Origin of the sequence: Anaerotignum sp., assembly GCF_040307045.1 — a bacterium.
Taxonomy (GTDB): Bacteria; Bacillota; Clostridia; order Lachnospirales; family Anaerotignaceae; genus Chakrabartyella.
The window spans coordinates 52,853-70,529 of sequence record NZ_JAWRKF010000017.1; the positions used below are offsets into that span (position 1 = coordinate 52,853).

Here is a 17,677-nt window from a genome sequence, read left to right on the forward strand (position 1 = left end):
AATTATATTTAGATCTTTTTTTAAACTTTTTATTTAACTCTTTGCAAAAGAAAAAAAATGTAGTATACTTTATCCAAATTTGGGGGGAGGACATCAAAATGTCTGCGAAAGAAAGTTTAAAACAAAAAGCCTACTATGCAATCAAAGAAAAGATTATTTCGTGCGAGTATGCACCCGGCGCAATGCTCAATGAAGAAGCCTTACGAGAAGAGCTTCATGTTAGTCGTACACCAATTCGAGATGCCCTAAGTCGTTTGGAGCAAGAAGGCTTGATCTCCATTTTATCTAAAAAAGGCATAGAAGTGTCTGGTCTATCCATAAATGATATCAACTTCATTTTTGAAGTTCGTCTTTTATATGAACCATATGCACTTTTAAATTATGGTTCGCAGATCAAAGATGAGGTCATTTATAAGTACTTTGATATTTTCTCTGCCCCAGCTCACGCATATAGCAAGGATGAGTATTTTCGCTTAGATGATGCTTTTCATGATACCATCGTTGATGCGATTCAGAACCCCTATCTTTTAAGAACCTATGATTGGATTCATAATCAAAACTTGCGTTTTCGAGTTATGACTGGACAATATGTGGACTACCGATTAGAGAGAACCACTCAAGAACATATGAAAATTTTAACTGCCTGCCTTAAGCATGACTGGGAACGAGCGGCTAAAGAAATGGAGGCTCACCTATTGGCTTCCAAAAATGCAACATTTGATTTAATTCTAAATAATAAGATAGCTGAAATACCTAGGAGTAAGTAATTCCTGCTTTTCAACATTCTTGTTTTAAAAGTCATAGAGCAAGAACCATAATTTTGATTGAAAAACCATAAAGGTGGATACAGTATAAAATGTCTCTTGTAAAAGAGGCATTTTTTTAATACTCTTAACAAAAAAAACAGCATGAACCACTTTGTATACATCAAAATGAAACAACATATTTACTGCATCCCTAAAATTGCACAAAAAAAATCGGTATGTATTGGTTGATTAACCAAAAATGAAAGAATTTATGTTTTGTTGTATACAACAGGATGTTTTTTGTTGTATACTACAGTTGTTATTCTCTTAGACCAGTTTAAAACTTGGAGGTATAAGGTTTATGAAAAAGATAAATGAAGTATTAACTCCTCAGGCTCCGGCTTTGAAGGAAAGAGTATTGCAGTTTGGAGAAGGAAACTTCCTTCGTGCCTTTACTGATTGGATGATTCATAAGGCCAATATGCAGGGCTTATTTGACGGTTCTATTGTATTATGTCAGCCAATTGCCCAGGGTATGGGTGAAATTATCAATTCTCAGGACGGCATGTATACATTAATCATGCGTGGTATCGAAGATGGCCAGGCGGTTGAGAAAATTGAACCAAATACATCTGTTTCGCGTTGCATCAATCCCTACGAAGATTATGAAGCACTGATGACATTGGCTCGTTCTGAGGATTTGAAAGTTGTTATTTCCAACACAACCGAAGCTGGTATCGCCTACAAAGTAGGTGACAAACTGACTGACAAACCAGCTCAGTCCTTCCCAGCAAAGGTTTGTGCTTTCTTATATGAAAGATATCAGGCTTTTAATGGTGCAACTGATCGGGGATTATTGTTTTTGCCCGTTGAATTGATTGATAATAACGGTGCAAACTTATTGCGCATCGTTTTGCAGTATGCAGATGAATGGGGCTTGGATGCAAACTTTAAATCATGGGTGAAAGATAGCAACCATTTCTGTTCAACTTTGGTCGATCGAATTGTAACTGGATATCCAGGTGATGAACTCGATTATTTCTATAATGAAATGGGTTATGAAGATAAATGCCTTGTAACAAGCGAAGTATTTAACCTTTGGGTTATTGAAGGTAAGCAGGAATGGGCTGATATTATGCCTATCCATAAAACAGATGCAAACGTAATTTGGACAGAAGATGTAACCCCATATAAAAAGCGTAAGGTTAGAATTTTGAATGGTGGACACACTGCATCTGTTTTGGCTGCCTATATGGCAGGACATAACATCGTTTTGGATATGATGAATGATCCTTTATTCGAAAAATATTTAGATCAGCTTCTTTACGGTGAAATCATTCCTACTTTAGATTTACCAAAGTCTGACTTAGAACAGTTTGCTTCTGATGTAAAAGATCGTTTCCGTAATCCTTATATCAAACATAAATTGCTTGATATTTCTTTGAACTCTTGTTCCAAGTGGTGTGCAAGATGTATGCCTAGCTTAATTGGCTATGTAAAAGAAAAGGGAGAGGTACCTAAAGCTTTAGCATTCTCTCTTGCAGCCTTCATTCGCTTTTATAAAGGCGAAATGGAAAATGGATGCTACGTTGGTACACGCAAGGATGGCACTACTTATACCATTAAGGATGATGCAGAAGTATTAGAGTTCTTTGCAAAAATCTGGGCCGAAAAGGATGTGGATGGTATCGCAGAAGCAGTTTTATCCAACACAGCGTTCTGGGATGGCACAGAGTTGAACGCTATTGAAGGATTGACAGCATTCGTTGCTTCCTATTTAAAAGAGCTGGAAGAAAAAGAAGTGAAAGAAGTTCTTGCTTCTCTTCTGGCGTAAGGAGTGTAATTTCCATGAAGGATAATATTATTATTGTAAATCCAAAGGATAGTGTTGCCGTAGCCCTTTGTGATATTCAAAAAGGTGAAAATTGCCAATGTGGCAACATTACCCTTACGGCAAAGGATGATATTGCTTTCGGCCACAAAATAGCTCTTTTTGACATAAAAGAAGGAGAGAATGTGGTGAAATATGCCAGTCCAATTGGTCATGCTTCCAAAAACATCGAAAAAGGTGAGCATGTTCATGTGCATAATGTGAAAACCAATTTGGCTGAAAGTGGGGACTATGTTTTTCATGGTACCCAAGAATACAACTGGAACGAGCAAGATGACTATTTTATGGGCTACCGCAGAAAAGATGGCCGTGTAGGCATCCGAAATGAGATTTGGATTGTCCCCACCGTAGGCTGTGTAAATAAAACGGCGGAACGCTTGGCAAAACAGGCTGCCAAATTAGGCATGAATGTTTTGCCAATGACCCATCCCTATGGATGCTCTCAGATGGGCGAGGATCAGACAATGACACAAAAGTCATTGGCTGCTTTGATTCAACATCCAAATGCTGGCGGTGTTTTGGTTCTTTCCTTAGGTTGTGAAAATAACAACCTGAATGTATTTAAACCTTTTTTAGGTGAGTATGACAGCGAGAGAATTCGCTTTTTGATTACACAAGAGGAAGAAGATGAGATCGAAACGGGATTAGCCCTACTAAAAACCCTTTCTGATCTTAGTGAAAAGGACAAAAGAGAAAGAATCCCTTTACGGGAGCTGATCATTGGCTTTAAATGCGGTGGGTCTGATGCTTTTTCTGGCATCACCGCAAATCCCCTCTGTGGCCGTTTGACAGATTTACACGCTGCTGCAGGTGGTCGAGCAATTCTAACGGAAGTTCCTGAAATGTTTGGGGCTGAGGATAGTTTGTTTGCTCGTTGCGAAAGCAAAGAAGTTTTTGAGCAAGCAACGGCAATGATCAATGAATTTAAAAACTATTATGTTAGCCATAACCAGGTTGTATATGAAAACCCTTCGCCAGGCAATAAGGCCGGAGGCATAACGACACTGGAGGAAAAATCCCTTGGATGTATTCAAAAGGGCGGGGAAGCAACCGTAACAGATATCTTAGCTTATGCTGAGCCAGTGAAAAAGGAGGGCCTTTCCTTGCTAACTGGTCCGGGTAATGATATGGTATCTTGCACCAACCTTGCTGCATCTGGGGCACATATTATCCTCTTTACCACAGGTAGGGGGACTCCCTTTGGCACGATCGTTCCAACATTAAAGATATCTACAAACTCCACGTTAGCGGAGCACAAAGCAAATTGGATTGATTTTAATGCAGGTATGATTTTAGAGGGAACAAGCTTTGAGGAAGCAACGAAAAAGCTGATGAATTTATTAAAAGATACAGCAAATGGTAAACTTTCCAAAAATGAAGAAAATGATTACAGAGAAATTGCGATTTTTAAGGACGGGGTGACATTATAATGATTCAATTAAGACCAAAAGAAGAATGTATGTTTGATCAGGTATCATTGGGCGAAGTAATGCTTAGATTAGATCCAGGTGAAGGAAGAATTAAAACTGCTAGACAGTTCCGTGCCTGGGAAGGTGGCGGCGAATACAACGTTGCTCGTGGCCTTCGTCGTTGCTTTGGTTACAAAACAGCAATTGTAACTGCTTTGGCTGACAATGAAATTGGTCGTTTGGTAGAAGACTTTATTTTGCAGGGCGGTGTTGATACGTCTTTCATTAAGTGGTTGCCCTATGACGGAATTGGAAGAACTGTACGTAATGGTTTGAACTTTACAGAAAGAGGACATGGTGTACGTGGCGCAGTTGGCGTTTCTGATAGAGGTAACACAGCTATTTCCCAGATTAAACCTGGTGAATTTGATTTTGATTATCTGTTTGGTACTTTGGGTGTTCGTTGGTTGCATACAGGCGGTATATTTGCGGCTTTGTCTGAAGATAGTGCGGCTGTTACAATCGAAGCTGTAAAAACAGCTAAAAAATATGGCACAATCGTATCTTATGACCTAAACTATCGCCCTTCTATGTGGAAATCTATCGGTGGTCAAGAAAAAGCACAGGCAGTCAACAAGGAAATCGCAAAATACATCGATGTAATGATTGGTAACGAAGAGGATTTCACAGCTTGCCTTGGTTTTGAAATTGAAGGTAATGACGAAAACTTAGTAGAATTGAACCTGGATGGCTACAAGAAGATGATGGCAAAAGCAGCTGAAACTTACCCCAACTTCAAGGTTATGGCCACTACGCTTAGAAGTGTAAAAACAGCAACAGTAAACGACTGGGCTGCGATGTGTTGGGCAAACGGAGAAATCCACTTATCCAATAAATACGACGGCTTAGAAATTATGGATAGAGTTGGCGGTGGAGATAGCTTTGCTTCTGGTTTAATTTTTGGTTTGATGGAAACTGGCGACCCACAGGTGGCTGTAAACTATGGTGCGGCTCATGGTGCATTAGCAATGACAACACCAGGGGATACAAGTATGGCTAGCCGTAAGGAAGTTGAATCTTTAATGGGTGGTGCAGGAGCCAGAGTTCAGCGCTAAGGAGGAGAAAATCATGATAATTGCAGAAAGAATTTCTAAAATTGGTGTAGTTCCTGTTATCAAGTTGGAGCGTCCCGAAGAAGATGCATTGCCATTGGCAAAGGCACTCTCCGAAGGCGGCTTGCCTGTTGCGGAAATTACATTCCGTGCAGAGGGTGCAGACAAAGCAATCAAGTTAATGCGAGATAACTACCCTGATATGATTGTTGGTGCTGGTACAGTTTTGTATAAAGAGCAGGTAGATAGAGCTTTGGCTGCAGGGGCACAGTTTATTGTTTCCCCTGGTTTCAATCCTAAAATCGTTGCTTACTGCATTGAAAAGAATGTTCCTATTTTCCCTGGCTGTGTGACACCTACGGAAATTGAGGCGGCACACGATTTAGGATTGACTACATTCAAATTTTTCCCTACACAGCAGTATGGTGGCCTGGCTACAATCAAAGCACTTTCTGGTCCTTATCATCAGTTCAAATTTATGCCAACAGGTGGAATCACCTTAGATAACTTGAAAGAATACCTTTCTTTTAAAAATATTTGTGCCGTAGGCGGTTCATTTATGGTAACAGATAAATTGATCAATGGTAAAGAATGGGAAGAAATTACAACAATTTGCCGTAAAGCTGCGGATATTGTGGCTGAAGTAAGAAACTAAGCCAAGCTTTATATTGGAATATATATCTTTCTCGTTAAAAATAATTTCAAATGTAAATGCATAGCCACATCAATCAGAAAAATTCTCATTAAAAAAAGAAGTAGATGTAAATATAACTCGCAGTCAAAGCGTCCAATTGTATAGCAGTAGTTGGAAAGGCAAATTGATTTGGTCATAGTTTTGCCGAATTTGACCAGCGTGAGTATTAACTTTCCTGTTTGTTCTTACTTTAACACATAAGTTGATTGTTTTTAATGGCGGTAGCAACGTATGATTCTTTTGCTACCGCTTTTTTCATTCGTGTTTATATGACCTGCTAAACAATGATATAGAAGATTAGATTTTGAAAGAGCAATAGGAATCTTATTTAAATTGTTTTTATTGTGTTATTTGGTAGGTGACGAAAGGGACTATACCTTAATACAACGTAGAAAGAGTTTTATAAATACCAGTGTTAAGTAAAAAAAGGCCACGCAGTAAATGCGTAGCCTTTTTTACTTAAAAATACGTATCAAGAACTCTTTCTGCCAACTGTTTTTCAGCATTTGCCCTGATGGCAAGCAAGAGTACCAATAATATTCTCTTGATTTTTTCATCCTGATACTCCTCCAGAATGTCTTTAGCAGGTGTTGTATTATCTCTAATTCCTTCTGCTGATGACTGCATAAATTGCTGGGTTGTTAATTGTAACTTTAAAAAGCCTTCGTAAATATTTCGAATAAGGCAATCCTGCTCATCTAAGGACTTTACAGAAAGTACCGGTTGAAATAAAATACCAATGTCTCTTATAGACAGTACTGATTTTAAATGATAAATCATTATCAAAAGCATCAAATGGGTTCGGCCATATTTTTTCTTAATTGGAGCGGGAAAAATCTTAGCTTTGGTGTAATTGTTAATCATGGTTTTGGTCAAGATTTTATCTTCATCGTATCTTTTATATCTTTCCAATGCTTTGTCCATAAAAGTAGTTACTTGATCCATATATAAATCAATATTTGGTATATCTTCAATTTCAATAATGCCTGAGGATTTGATTTGGTGCGTAAAGGTCTCAATAATCTTATCTAATGTAGTCATTTGTTCACCTCAATTTTTGATAAATGAATCTTTTCACTTGTAAACCTATTATATAGTATTTCATACTATGTATCAAGTTTTTCTTACAAAATCTTCTTGCGTTAAAATAAATAATATGTTAAAATACGGATATAATGATATGTAGTATTAATAACTACATCTGGAGGGGATAACATGAAAGACAAAAAATTTACAATTAAAGATCCAATGAGTGCATTAACACATTTTATCGGCTTTATTGCCGTGATTCCTTGTTTTATGCTATTAATGCAGGAGGCAAAATTAGAAGCAAGTGTTTGGCATTTATGGGGATTTGCCGTTTTTGGCACTTCCTTATTACTATTATATGGGGCTAGTACAATTTATCATACATTACAATTACCGCAAAGTAAAACCAATATTTTGCGTCGCATCGATCATATGATGATTTTTATTTTAATTGCAGGAACATATACACCAATTTGTCTAGTATCTTTACACGGCAAATGGGGATGGACGATGCTAGTGCTTATTTGGGCTTTTGCCTTAGGCGGTATTTTACTAAAAATTTTTTGGATGAATGCGCCTAGATGGCTGTCTACAATGATTTATGTAGTTATGGGCTGGTTGGCTGTAATTGTATTTGTTCCATTGGAGAAAGCAGTTAGCTGGCAGGGCGTTGGCTTGTTGCTAGCTGGAGGTATTGCCTATACCGTTGGTGCAGTAATCTATGGCTTAAAGAAGCCGAACATTACATTCAAACATTTCGGCTTTCATGAAATTTTTCATGTTTTTGTAATGGTGGGAAGCAGCCTTCATATCGCTTTTATGTTCCAATACGTTTTATAAAATTATGATTGACAAATAGAAACAAAGTGATAAAATAGTTAGGTATCTAATTAATTAATTAGATACCTAACTATTTTTTGTATAAGTGTTTTACAATAAAATTGTGGTCTACAAAAGGGCCTTTTCGTTATTGGTAAAGGCTAATTTATTATATTTTACATAGACTATAGGTTTGCGGATCAATAACTACGGCATCATTAGGCTATGTGGGAAAAGTGGGAAAATTCAATTAACTTTTTATTTTGGAAATAATGTTATTGGGGCTTTTCTAGTTTCAGTAAATTGATCATGGTATTCTCAATTCATAGGAGTTTGCACAGGGGATAACATGGCAATGAGAAGTAATTTTTTTGGTTGATGGTTCTGGGAGGTGTAATATTGTTTTTTTGTGAAAATCTATCGAAAAAAAGGGCGGTTTTGGGAGAGCATACTACGGATTTTTCCTTTGCATTAAACGGGTTGCTTCGATTGTATCATATTCATATGATGCGTAGTGCTCAAGAAATTGGTCTTTCTGCTGGGCAGCCACCAATTCTCATGTCCCTTGCGGCTAAAAATTTGCAAACGCAAAAAGAGCTTTGCGATTTAATCAGGATAAAGCCTGCTTCTATGACCGACGTTTTAAAACGTATGGAAAGGGATGGTTTAATTAAGCGTTTAAGGGACGAAGCTGATATGCGTAGCATTCGTGTGAGTATTACTGAAGAAGGTATGGAAAAATTTCACGAATTTATAGAAAAAAGTTCCACAATTGATGAGGTGGGATTTCGAGGTTTTAGTGCAGAAGAAAAGGAAGTATGTCTTAGTTTATTAGTACGAATCCTTGAAAATGTGCATAATGATTTACAAGAAAAGAGGGGATAGACTTGAAGGTTGTTTTTCAATTTATAAAGCCTTATAAAAAGTTAGCCATATTGGCTCCTATTTTTATGTTGATAGAGGCATCAGCAGAATTAATTATGCCCAAATTGATGACGCTTTTGATTAACAATGGTGTTGCAACGCAAAACAGCAATTATATTGTTAAACTAGGAATGCTTATGGTGTTTATTTCCATATTAGGCATTGTCGGAGGTATCGGCTGTTTGATTGCAGCAAGTATTGTGAGCCAGCGCGCAGGGACTGATTTGAGAAAGAGTATATTTGTTAAAATTCAGGATTTTTCATTCCATAACATTGATACATTTCAAACGCCATCATTAATCACCCGATTAACCAATGATATAACCCAGATTCAGATGGTTATCTTGATGTCATTACGAATGTTAATTCGAGCGCCTTTGCTTTGTTTTGGTAGTTTGATTATGGCTTTCTCCATTAATCCAAAGCTTTCAATGATATTTGTAGCGTCTATTGTTGTTTTGTCAGTAATTATTATGGTGATTATGCGAAAGGGTATGCCTAAGTTTAAATTAGTGCAAGAAAAGTTAGATGGTGTGAATACCGTTATGCGAGAGTGTTTATCAGGGATGCGTGTTGTGAAGGCTTTTGTGCGTCATGACTATGAAATGGAAAAGTTTAACGCAGCAAACGATGATTATAAAGAAACAGGGATAAAGGCTTTTAAAACAGTGTTGCTAACGATGCCTGCCATGATGCTGATACTGAATGTATCCATTATTGCAATTTTATGGTTTGGTGGTATCCAAGTTTATGAGGGTACCATGAAAATAGAAGAAATCATGGCTTTTATTACTTATTTGATGCAAATGCTTATGGCGTTAATGATGATTGCTATGGTTTTTATGCATATTTCTAGAGCACAAATCTCATTAAGTCGTTTAAATGAGGTGTTAAATGAAAAGATTGATATTTCAGATCCAACCAACCCCATAATGCCACAACGCAAGGAAGGGAGAGTTGAATTTAAGGACGTCACTTTTCGTTATAAAGGCGGTAGCGGCGAACCAGTTTTAGAACATATTAGTTTTTGTGTGAATCCAGGCGAAACCATTGGTATATTGGGTGAAACGGGTTCTGGTAAATCCACATTGGTAAACTTAATGCCTCGACTATATGATGTTTCAGAGGGTGTAATTTATATTGATGGTGTTGATGTGCGTGACTATGCCATCCATGAGCTTAGAAGCAGAGTTTCTGTGGTTTTGCAAGAAACCATTTTATTCACAGGAACAATTCGAGATAATATTAAATGGGGAAATAAAAATGCAACAGAGCAAGAGGTTATTGCAGCGGCTAAGGCTGCCCAAGCTCATGATTTCATTATGGAAATGCCAAACGGCTATGATACAGAATTAGGGCAGAGAGGGGTAAATGTTTCTGGTGGTCAAAAACAACGTATCTCCATCGCTAGGGCATTAATTCAGAATCCCAGCATCATAATATTTGATGATAGTACCAGCGCAGTTGACTCTCTGACAGAAAAAAGAATTCGGCAGTCCATGAAAGAATCCCATAGTGCCTGCACCAAATTTATTATTGCCCAGAGAATCAGCTCCATTAAAGATGCAGATAAAATTTTTGTATTGCAGGATGGAAAAGTGGTTGCAGAGGGGAACCATAAAAAACTTATGGAAACCAGTTTGGATTATCAAGAGATTTATCAATCTCAAATGAAGAAAGGGGTGGTTCTGGATGTCTAAACCTCCAATGGGAGGGCAACCTCCAGTAGCGCCAAAAAAACCGAAAGATACAATGAAAACCTTGAGTAGACTTTTAAAATATTTGAATAAATATTGGTTCTATATATTTATTTCTGTTATTTCAATTGCCTTTATAACGCTAGGCACTGTTTATGCAACGCGGTTAATCGGTGTTGCCATTGATAGGCATATTGCAACTGCTGATTTAAAAGGTTTAGTAAAGGTTTGTGCAACCCTATTAGCAATTTACCTTGGCACATCTTTATGCACGTGGCTTCAGAATTATTTACTACTTTTGGTTGGTCAAAATGTTGTTGCAACAATCCGAAAAGAGATTTTTGAAAAGATACAAAGATTGCCACTAAAATACTTCGATAGCACCACACATGGAGAGTTAATGAGCCGTGTAACTAACGACGTGGATAATATCTCTATGGCACTAAATTCAAGTATCTCCCAGGTATTTCAAAGTGTATTAACTATTGTGGGTACCCTTGCTATGATGATTTATTTAAGTATCCCTTTAACCATCTCTGCAATTGTAACCATACCAATTATGTTTGTGGCTACAAAAGCAGTTACGTCGCGTTCCCGGAAATACTATAAAGAGAAACAACAGCGTCTGGGAAAGTTAAACGGACATATTGAAGAAATTATCTCAGGACAAAAAGTTGTCAAGGTATTTTGCCAAGAAGAGGAAATGACTGAGACCTTTTCCAAGCGTAATACAGACCTACTAGAAGTGGGTGTGCGGGCAGAAATATTTTCAGGTATGATTGGTCCCATAATGATGGCACTTAACAACATGACCTATGCAATCGTCGTTGCCACAGGTGGCCTTATGATGGTGTTAGGATGGCCAATGACGCTGGGAACCATTTCAAACTTTATCATCTATTCCAAGCAGTTTGCTAGGCCATTGAATGAACTGGCCAACCAAGTGAACTCCATGATGGCTGCTTTCGCAGGTGCAGAACGTGTGTTTGAAGTTTTAGACGAGACGGAAGAACCTAAAGATACAACAGACTCTATTGATTTTAAAGAAGTAGAAGGGGAAGTTGTACTTTCAAACGTAAACTTTTCCTATGAGGAAGGGCATCCTATTTTAAAGGAAGTAAACCTATACGCAAAACCTGGTCAAACCATTGCCTTCGTTGGACCTACAGGAGCAGGAAAGACTACAATTATCAACTTGCTTACTCGTTTCTATGATATTGACGCAGGTTCTATTACCATTGATGGCCACGACATTAAACAAATTAAACGCAATAACCTACGTTCAAGCTTGGGCATCGTGTTGCAAGATACCTATCTATTCACGGATACTATAAAAGAGAATATCCGCTATGGTAGATTAAATGCAACCGATGGAGAAATAAAGGAAGCGGCAAAGCTTGCAAATGCCCATGAATTTATCAAGCGTTTACCCGATGGGTATGACACGGTGTTAGCCGACGGTGGTGGCAATCTAAGTCAAGGTCAGAGACAGATGCTTGCTATAGCTAGGGCAATATTGGCCAATCCTTCTGTCTTGATTTTGGATGAAGCAACTAGCAGCGTCGATACACGAACGGAAGTGAAAATTCAAGAGGCAATGCATAATCTCATGAAAGGGCGTACAAACTTTGTTATTGCCCATCGACTAAGTACCATTAAGGATGCTGATTTGATTGCAGTCGTAAACCATGGTGAAATCATTGAAAGAGGAAATCATGATGAATTGATGGCGAAAAAAGGGTTCTACTTTAACCTATATAGCAATCAATTTGAATCGGATGTAGCAGTTTGACGGTACTGTGTAGACTGTATTCTTTTGAAAAATAGCTAAAAACACTTGATTTTTATTGGTAAATATGTTATAAATAGTTTCGTAAATAAACTTTGAAGAGGAAGAGTACATTACGTATGTTTTTTGCAGAGAGCCAACGGTTGGTGTGAGTTGGTAAAGACACGTTTTGGAACTGGCCTTGGAGTTTTGCCCCCAACATCAGCTTGATTAGTAAGCGGCAACGGTAGCCCCCGTTATAGGTTTCGAGTGTGCCTTTGGCAAACTAGAGTGGTATCACGGAGTGTCCCTTCGTCTCTAACTGAGACGGAGGTTTTTTTATTTATCAATTTTAAACTTAAGTTCTACCCCAAAAAGATATTTTGCGCAGCTTGGGCAAGGGGTTTTCAAAGGAATAACCCGGATCAACTAAGATTGAGCATAGTATAAATATTATTTTTTAAAAAAATGGTCTATTATCCATGTTGGTACAAAAGCGAAGTTTTTGGAGATAGTTTTGTTAAGGAGGAGTTTGCAATGAATAGTCGCTATGAGTTTAGTGAAATTGAAAAGAAATGGCGTGGAGAGTGGGAAAAGAACCCCATCAACGTTGAAGACGATGTTAAGCCCAGATTTTACTGCCTAGATATGTTCCCTTATCCATCAGGTACCGGCCTTCATGTTGGTCACTGGAGAGGTTATGTGTTAAGTGATGTTGTCAGCAGATATAAAGTATTGCAGGGCTATCAGGTGTTGCATCCTATGGGTTGGGATGCTTTTGGCTTGCCTGCGGAAAACTTTGCAATTAAGAATAATGTTCATCCTCGTATTTCAACAGCGGATAACATTGCCAATGTAAAAAGACAGCTTCATGAAATCAGTGCAATTTATGACTGGGACAAGGAAGTTGATACAACCGATCCTACCTATTATAAGTGGACACAGTGGATTTTCGTTCAGATGTTCAAAAAAGGCTTGGCGTATGAAAAAGAAATGCCATTAAACTGGTGCCCTAGCTGTAAATGTGTATTGGCAAACGAAGAAGCGGCGGGGGGAACTTGCGAGCGTTGTGGTGCAACTGTAACAAAGAGAAATTTGCGTCAGTGGATGTTAAAGATTACAGCCTATGCAGATAGATTGTTGGAAGATTTGCAGAAATTGGATTGGTCTGATAAAGTGAAGAAGATGCAGTCCGATTGGATTGGTAAGAGCTATGGCGCAGAGGTTGACTTTAAAGTAAGCGGTAGCGATAAGAATATTACTGTTTATACAACAAGACCGGATACACTTTACGGATGTACTTTCATGGTTTTGGCTCCCGAGTATAAAGGCCTTGAAGAATTTGTGGCCCCTGAATGTAAAGAGGCCGTTCAAAAATATTGCTTCGATGCTTCTACAAAGTCTTCCGTTGACCGTTTGACAGATAAAGAAAAGACAGGGGTATTTACAGGCACCTACTGTGTAAACCCTGTAAGCGGCAAGGAAATACCTGTTTGGGTTGCAGATTATGTATTGGCCGACTATGGTACTGGCGCAGTAATGTGTGTACCTGCCCATGATGAACGTGACTTTGAGTTTGCAACAAAATTTGAACTACCTATTGTTCAAGTTATTTTACCTGAAGGCGAAGAAGAAAAGCCTTTGACAGAAGCTTATGTTGGTGATGGTATTATCATTAATTCTGGGGATTGGAATGGAATGAAGGCATTCGAAGCAAAGAAAAAAGTGCCTCATTTGATGGAAGAACAGGGTATTGGTAAGAAAACTGTAAACTATAAATTGCGTGACTGGGTATTCTCCAGACAGAGATATTGGGGCGAACCTATCCCTATTATCCATTGTGATCACTGTGGAGCAGTTCCTGTACCTGAGGATCAGTTGCCTGTATTGCTTCCGGAAGTAGAATCCTACAAGCCTACGGATACTGGCGAATCTCCATTGGCTCAGATTGATGAATGGGTAAATACAACTTGTCCTGTTTGTGGTAAGCCTGCAAAGAGAGAAACAAACACAATGCCGCAGTGGGCTGGTTCAAGCTGGTATTTCTTGCGTTATGTTGATAATCACAACAATAACGAACTGGCAAGCATAGATGCTTTGAAAAAATGGGCACCTGTTGATTTATATGTTGGTGGTATTGAACACGCAGTATTGCACTTGTTGTACGCTCGTTTCTACACTAAATTTTTATATGATATTGGAGCTGTTCCTTTTGAAGAACCATTCCAGAAGTTGTTTAATCAGGGTATGATTACAAAGGACGGCGGAAAGATGAGTAAATCTCTAGGTAACGTAGTTTCCCCTGATGAATTGGTGGAAAAATATGGATGTGACTCTTTGAGAATGTATGAATTATTTGTTGGCCCACCTGAAATGGATTGTGACTGGGACGATAGCGGTATCGATGGTGTTTTCCGTTTCTTAAATAGAGTGTGGAAAATGGTTTATTCCTATAAAGATGCTCCGGTTCAGCCTAGCAAAGAGGAAGAATATACTTGTAACAAATTGATATCCGATATTACCAGCCGTTTGGAAGCTTTGTCTATGAATACAATCGTAAGTGGCTTCATGGAGTATTCCAATAAGTTGAACGATATTGCAAAAAAACAAGGTGGTCTCGCTAAAGAAACGCTGGAAACTGTTGTTACCTTGTTGGCGCCATTCGCACCTCACATTTCCGAGGAACTTTATAAAGAGTTGGGACACCAAGGATCTGTTTTTGCAGCAGGATGGCCAAAAGTTGATGAGAGCAAACTGGTGCAGGATTCCATTGAAATTGCAATTCAAATTGGTGGTAAGTTAAGGGGTACAATGGAAATTTCCACAAGCGCAACCAAAGAAGAAGTTTTGGCTCAGGCAAAAGAAGTTTTGGGTAACCGTTTGGATGGCAAAGAAGTTGTGAAAGAAATTTATGTTCCTGGTAGAATTGTGAATCTGATTGTGAAGTAAGTTAATAAAAATGTAAGCAGAGTTGTATGGGATATCCTCAAACAGCTCTGCTTTTTGTGCTAAGAGGTGCTTAAACATGATTGAATTGCTTTTGATGGAGGCAGACGAACTAAAAGATCCAGTATTATTTGAAAGAGCTAGGGATTTGGTTGGAGAGGCTAGACGCAGCCACGTTGAGAAATTGAGAAAAAACGATAGTAAGAATCTATCTTTGGCGGCGGGGCTTCTATTGAGATACGCATTTTTCATGGTTCGTAATCCTAAGCTATATGATCAAATTCAGGTTTCACCTAGCGGAAAGCCTTTTTTGCCCAATCAAGAGTATTATTTTAGTTTATCCCACTCTGGACAGTATGCAATTTGTTGTTTTTCTGATAGCCCAGTGGGCTGTGATATCGAAAAAATTCGTGAATATCTACCCCGTTTTACAAAAAAAATTTTTACAGCAGATGAAGAAGCAACCTATCATTCTTTATTGGATGTTGAAAAAGGAATGTTCTTTTATCAACTTTGGACTTGCAAAGAAAGTGTAACTAAGTGGATGGGCAAGGGGATCCTCCATCCCTTTCATTTTTTTTCTGTAATGGACGGGAAAAAGGTGAAAATGTCCATTCCTATGGAGGAAATAAACCTGTATCTGAAATCTTATTTTTTTGAAAACTACGCTCTTTCTTTGTGCTCCGAAAGGGATGAATTTCCCCGGGAAATAAAGAGGTTAACTTCCGAAATATTAATGAAAAATTAAAATGAAATAATTTACGTTGAAAAATGTCGGAAAATCCGTATAATATAAAGAGACAATATGTGAAAATGATGAGGTTTTTTACAATGAAAATAATTAAAAAGGCTACATGCCTGGTATTAACGGCTTTTTTAGCCATCGGTGCTTTTCCTACCCATAAAACAGGGGCTGCCACCGTTGCTGAACTTGAGGCAAAACGAAAGAATCTTGCACAACAAACGGCCAACGCAAGAAAAGAGATTGAAAACTTAAAATCTAAACAGCTTTCTGTTGAGGAAGAAATTGATGCAATGGATAAGGTTATGAATAGCTTGCAGGCCGAATTAGACGCAGCAGAGACAGATTTGGATGTTCTTACTGCATCATTGGCAGCTGCCGAAAAGGAGCTAGAGGAGGCATCGGCTCAAAGGGAGTTGCAATTTGAGCTTTTAGGAAGTAGGTTGCGTTTTCTTCAGCAAAAAGGCTCTACCGGGTACCTTGAGATCCTGTTAGAATCGGAAAGCTTCGGCGACTTGTTTTTAAGAATGCAATATGTAAATGATATTATGCTCTATGATAAAGATATATTGGACGAGCTCCAGCAAATACAGGATACTATTAAAGCAAAAACCGATGAAATTGCTGAAAACCATGCTGCACAAACAGAAGTAGTAGCACTGCAAAAAGAAAAAGTGAAAAGTATGCAAAGTGTTATTGCAGAAAAAGAGGCTATGATGGCATCTTATGTAAATGATGCGAAAAAGCAAGAGCAGTTAATTGCTGCCAATGCAAAGGCGGATCAGCAAATTTTGAATTTGATTGCCCAACAGTCAGGAAGTTCAACCCCTTATTATACGGGGAATGGCTCCTTAGGATGGCCCGTTCCTGCGAAAAAAGCAGCTTCTTCCAGCTTAAGTAGTGGCTTTGTAAACAGAAAAAATCCTGTCACTGGTAGAAGCGAATCCCATAGTGGGTATGATATACCTGCGCCCTATGGTTCAGCTATCGTTGCTGCAGAAGCAGGTAAAGTTACATATTCTGGTTGGATGAATGGATATGGATATACCATTATTATTGATCATGGCGGCGGACTTTCTACGCTTTATGGACATAACTCGTCCCTTAGTGTCTCCAAAGGCCAAATGGTAACAAGGGGACAGACCGTGGCAAAATGCGGTAGTACTGGTCTTTCTACAGGTAACCATTGTCACTTTTCTGTATTGGTAAATGGTAAATACGTTAATCCTCAATCATACCTGGGCGTGAAAAACGTATCATATTAAACATAAATAGTATTAAGACTTTCTAAACACCCTCCAAAAGAACTATAATAGAATTAGTTTTTAAGAGGGTGTTTTTATTTCATAAAAATAAAGGATTACCATAATATAATTATGTAAACTCTATTATAATTAGGGAGGCTGTTTTATATGGACGTAGAAATCATCCAATTGACCAAAAGTGATATACAGTATTTTCCAACCATCTGTAAGTGGTTTTATCATTGGTGGGGAAAGGAAGAAGGGTTTACAATGGAAAAATTAAATGCCTATGTGTCTAATTCCTTATGCCAAGAAAGATTACCACAAACACACGCATTATTACTGAATGGCGAAATCATTGGAGTTTACCAATTATCTTTAAACGATATTGATGTTAGGCCTGATATTTATCCTTGGTTGATTAATGTTTATATCGATTATCCTCATAGAGGCAAAGGATATTTTGAAAAACTGATGTTATCTGTAAAAGAGAATTGTAGAAAGTTGGGCATTAAGCAAATTTATTTGTATACAACACATAATGGAATGTATGAACGGTTTGGTTGGCAATTTGAAGAAGAATTTAATACATTTATTGAGGGAAAAGAAATTCAGCGTCTGTATAGCAGGAATTTTAGTGAAACTATTCTATAGCA

14 protein-coding genes and 1 other annotated feature are annotated in these 17,677 nt (G+C 38.1%); of the genes, 13 read left to right on the top strand and 1 reads right to left on the bottom strand.

The features are described 5' to 3' along the window. Positions 1-98: 98 nt before the first annotated feature. The 5 genes from ABVZ64_RS09150 to ABVZ64_RS09170 all read left to right on the top strand — a co-directional run bounded on the left by ABVZ64_RS09150 (position 99) and on the right by ABVZ64_RS09170 (position 5,813). Positions 99-767 (top strand): GntR family transcriptional regulator, encoded by a 669-nt coding sequence (locus tag ABVZ64_RS09150; protein ID WP_352400711.1) that lies wholly within the window; start codon positions 99-101, stop codon positions 765-767. Between the two features lie 340 nt (positions 768-1,107). Next, positions 1,108-2,580 carry a tagaturonate reductase gene (locus ABVZ64_RS09155; RefSeq protein WP_352400712.1) on the top strand — a complete coding sequence of 491 codons (1,473 nt, stop codon included), beginning with the start codon at positions 1,108-1,110 and terminating at the stop codon, positions 2,578-2,580. Between the two features lie 14 nt (positions 2,581-2,594). Further along, the gene (locus ABVZ64_RS09160) at positions 2,595-4,067 is read left to right on the top strand and encodes a UxaA family hydrolase (protein WP_352400713.1); all 1,473 of its coding nucleotides are present in this window, start codon (positions 2,595-2,597) and stop codon (positions 4,065-4,067) included. Next, the gene (locus ABVZ64_RS09165; RefSeq protein ID WP_352400869.1) at positions 4,064-5,161 is read left to right on the top strand and encodes a sugar kinase; all 1,098 of its coding nucleotides are present in this window, start codon (positions 4,064-4,066) and stop codon (positions 5,159-5,161) included. The genes ABVZ64_RS09160 and ABVZ64_RS09165 overlap by 4 nt, the downstream gene beginning before the upstream one ends. Before the next feature lie 13 nt (positions 5,162-5,174). Continuing rightward, positions 5,175-5,813: a bifunctional 4-hydroxy-2-oxoglutarate aldolase/2-dehydro-3-deoxy-phosphogluconate aldolase gene (locus ABVZ64_RS09170; RefSeq protein WP_352400714.1), complete on the top strand. Its 639-nt coding sequence runs from the start codon at positions 5,175-5,177 to the stop codon at positions 5,811-5,813. A 498-nt stretch (positions 5,814-6,311) separates the two neighbouring features. Here the strand turns inward: ABVZ64_RS09170 and ABVZ64_RS09175 are convergent, their stop codons facing one another. Continuing rightward, a complete protein-coding gene (locus ABVZ64_RS09175) occupies positions 6,312-6,893 on the bottom strand; it encodes a DUF1836 domain-containing protein (RefSeq protein ID WP_352400715.1) in 582 nt (193 codons plus the stop codon). A gap of 174 nt (positions 6,894-7,067) precedes the next feature. Between ABVZ64_RS09175 and trhA the strand changes: the two genes are divergently transcribed. The 8 genes from trhA to ABVZ64_RS09215 all read left to right on the top strand — a co-directional run bounded on the left by trhA (position 7,068) and on the right by ABVZ64_RS09215 (position 17,675). Then, positions 7,068-7,721: a PAQR family membrane homeostasis protein TrhA gene (gene trhA / locus ABVZ64_RS09180; RefSeq protein ID WP_352400716.1), complete on the top strand. Its 654-nt coding sequence runs from the start codon at positions 7,068-7,070 to the stop codon at positions 7,719-7,721. Between the two features lie 378 nt (positions 7,722-8,099). Then, complete coding sequence (locus tag ABVZ64_RS09185) at positions 8,100-8,585, top strand: MarR family winged helix-turn-helix transcriptional regulator (protein WP_352400717.1); 486 nt, start codon at positions 8,100-8,102, stop codon at positions 8,583-8,585. A gap of 2 nt (positions 8,586-8,587) precedes the next feature. Then, entirely contained in the window at positions 8,588-10,324 is a 1,737-nt protein-coding gene (locus tag ABVZ64_RS09190; RefSeq protein WP_352400718.1) for an ABC transporter ATP-binding protein, read from the top strand. Beyond that, the gene (locus tag ABVZ64_RS09195; protein WP_352400719.1) at positions 10,317-12,113 is read left to right on the top strand and encodes an ABC transporter ATP-binding protein; all 1,797 of its coding nucleotides are present in this window, start codon (positions 10,317-10,319) and stop codon (positions 12,111-12,113) included. The genes ABVZ64_RS09190 and ABVZ64_RS09195 overlap by 8 nt, the downstream gene beginning before the upstream one ends. 83 nt (positions 12,114-12,196) lie before the next feature. Next, positions 12,197-12,412: a binding site (T-box leader), on the top strand. A 214-nt stretch (positions 12,413-12,626) separates the two neighbouring features. Further along, entirely contained in the window at positions 12,627-15,038 is a 2,412-nt protein-coding gene (leuS, locus tag ABVZ64_RS09200) for a leucine--tRNA ligase (protein WP_352400720.1), read from the top strand. A gap of 76 nt (positions 15,039-15,114) precedes the next feature. After that, positions 15,115-15,783: a 4'-phosphopantetheinyl transferase family protein gene (locus ABVZ64_RS09205; protein ID WP_352400721.1), complete on the top strand. Its 669-nt coding sequence runs from the start codon at positions 15,115-15,117 to the stop codon at positions 15,781-15,783. Between the two features lie 83 nt (positions 15,784-15,866). After that, a complete protein-coding gene (locus ABVZ64_RS09210; protein WP_352400722.1) occupies positions 15,867-17,042 on the top strand; it encodes a murein hydrolase activator EnvC family protein in 1,176 nt (391 codons plus the stop codon). A gap of 147 nt (positions 17,043-17,189) precedes the next feature. Continuing rightward, a complete protein-coding gene (locus ABVZ64_RS09215) occupies positions 17,190-17,675 on the top strand; it encodes a GNAT family N-acetyltransferase (protein WP_352400723.1) in 486 nt (161 codons plus the stop codon). The last annotated feature ends 2 nt before the right edge of the window (positions 17,676-17,677 follow it).

What these genes read in the sequence shown, in the direction of transcription:
- ABVZ64_RS09195 (WP_352400719.1), top strand. Translation starts at nt 10,317, where the DNA reads ATGTCTAAACCTCCAATGGGAGGGCAACCTCCAGTAGCGCCAAAAAAA.
- ABVZ64_RS09205 (WP_352400721.1), top strand. Translation starts at nt 15,115, where the DNA reads ATGATTGAATTGCTTTTGATGGAGGCAGACGAACTAAAAGATCCAGTA.
- ABVZ64_RS09150 (WP_352400711.1), top strand. Translation starts at nt 99, where the DNA reads ATGTCTGCGAAAGAAAGTTTAAAACAAAAAGCCTACTATGCAATCAAA.
- ABVZ64_RS09160 (WP_352400713.1), top strand. Translation starts at nt 2,595, where the DNA reads ATGAAGGATAATATTATTATTGTAAATCCAAAGGATAGTGTTGCCGTA.
- trhA (WP_352400716.1), top strand. Translation starts at nt 7,068, where the DNA reads ATGAAAGACAAAAAATTTACAATTAAAGATCCAATGAGTGCATTAACA.
- ABVZ64_RS09155 (WP_352400712.1), top strand. Translation starts at nt 1,108, where the DNA reads ATGAAAAAGATAAATGAAGTATTAACTCCTCAGGCTCCGGCTTTGAAG.
- ABVZ64_RS09170 (WP_352400714.1), top strand. Translation starts at nt 5,175, where the DNA reads ATGATAATTGCAGAAAGAATTTCTAAAATTGGTGTAGTTCCTGTTATC.
- ABVZ64_RS09210 (WP_352400722.1), top strand. Translation starts at nt 15,867, where the DNA reads ATGAAAATAATTAAAAAGGCTACATGCCTGGTATTAACGGCTTTTTTA.
- ABVZ64_RS09175 (WP_352400715.1), bottom strand. Translation starts at nt 6,893, where the DNA reads ATGACTACATTAGATAAGATTATTGAGACCTTTACGCACCAAATCAAA.
- ABVZ64_RS09215 (WP_352400723.1), top strand. Translation starts at nt 17,190, where the DNA reads ATGGACGTAGAAATCATCCAATTGACCAAAAGTGATATACAGTATTTT.
- leuS (WP_352400720.1), top strand. Translation starts at nt 12,627, where the DNA reads ATGAATAGTCGCTATGAGTTTAGTGAAATTGAAAAGAAATGGCGTGGA.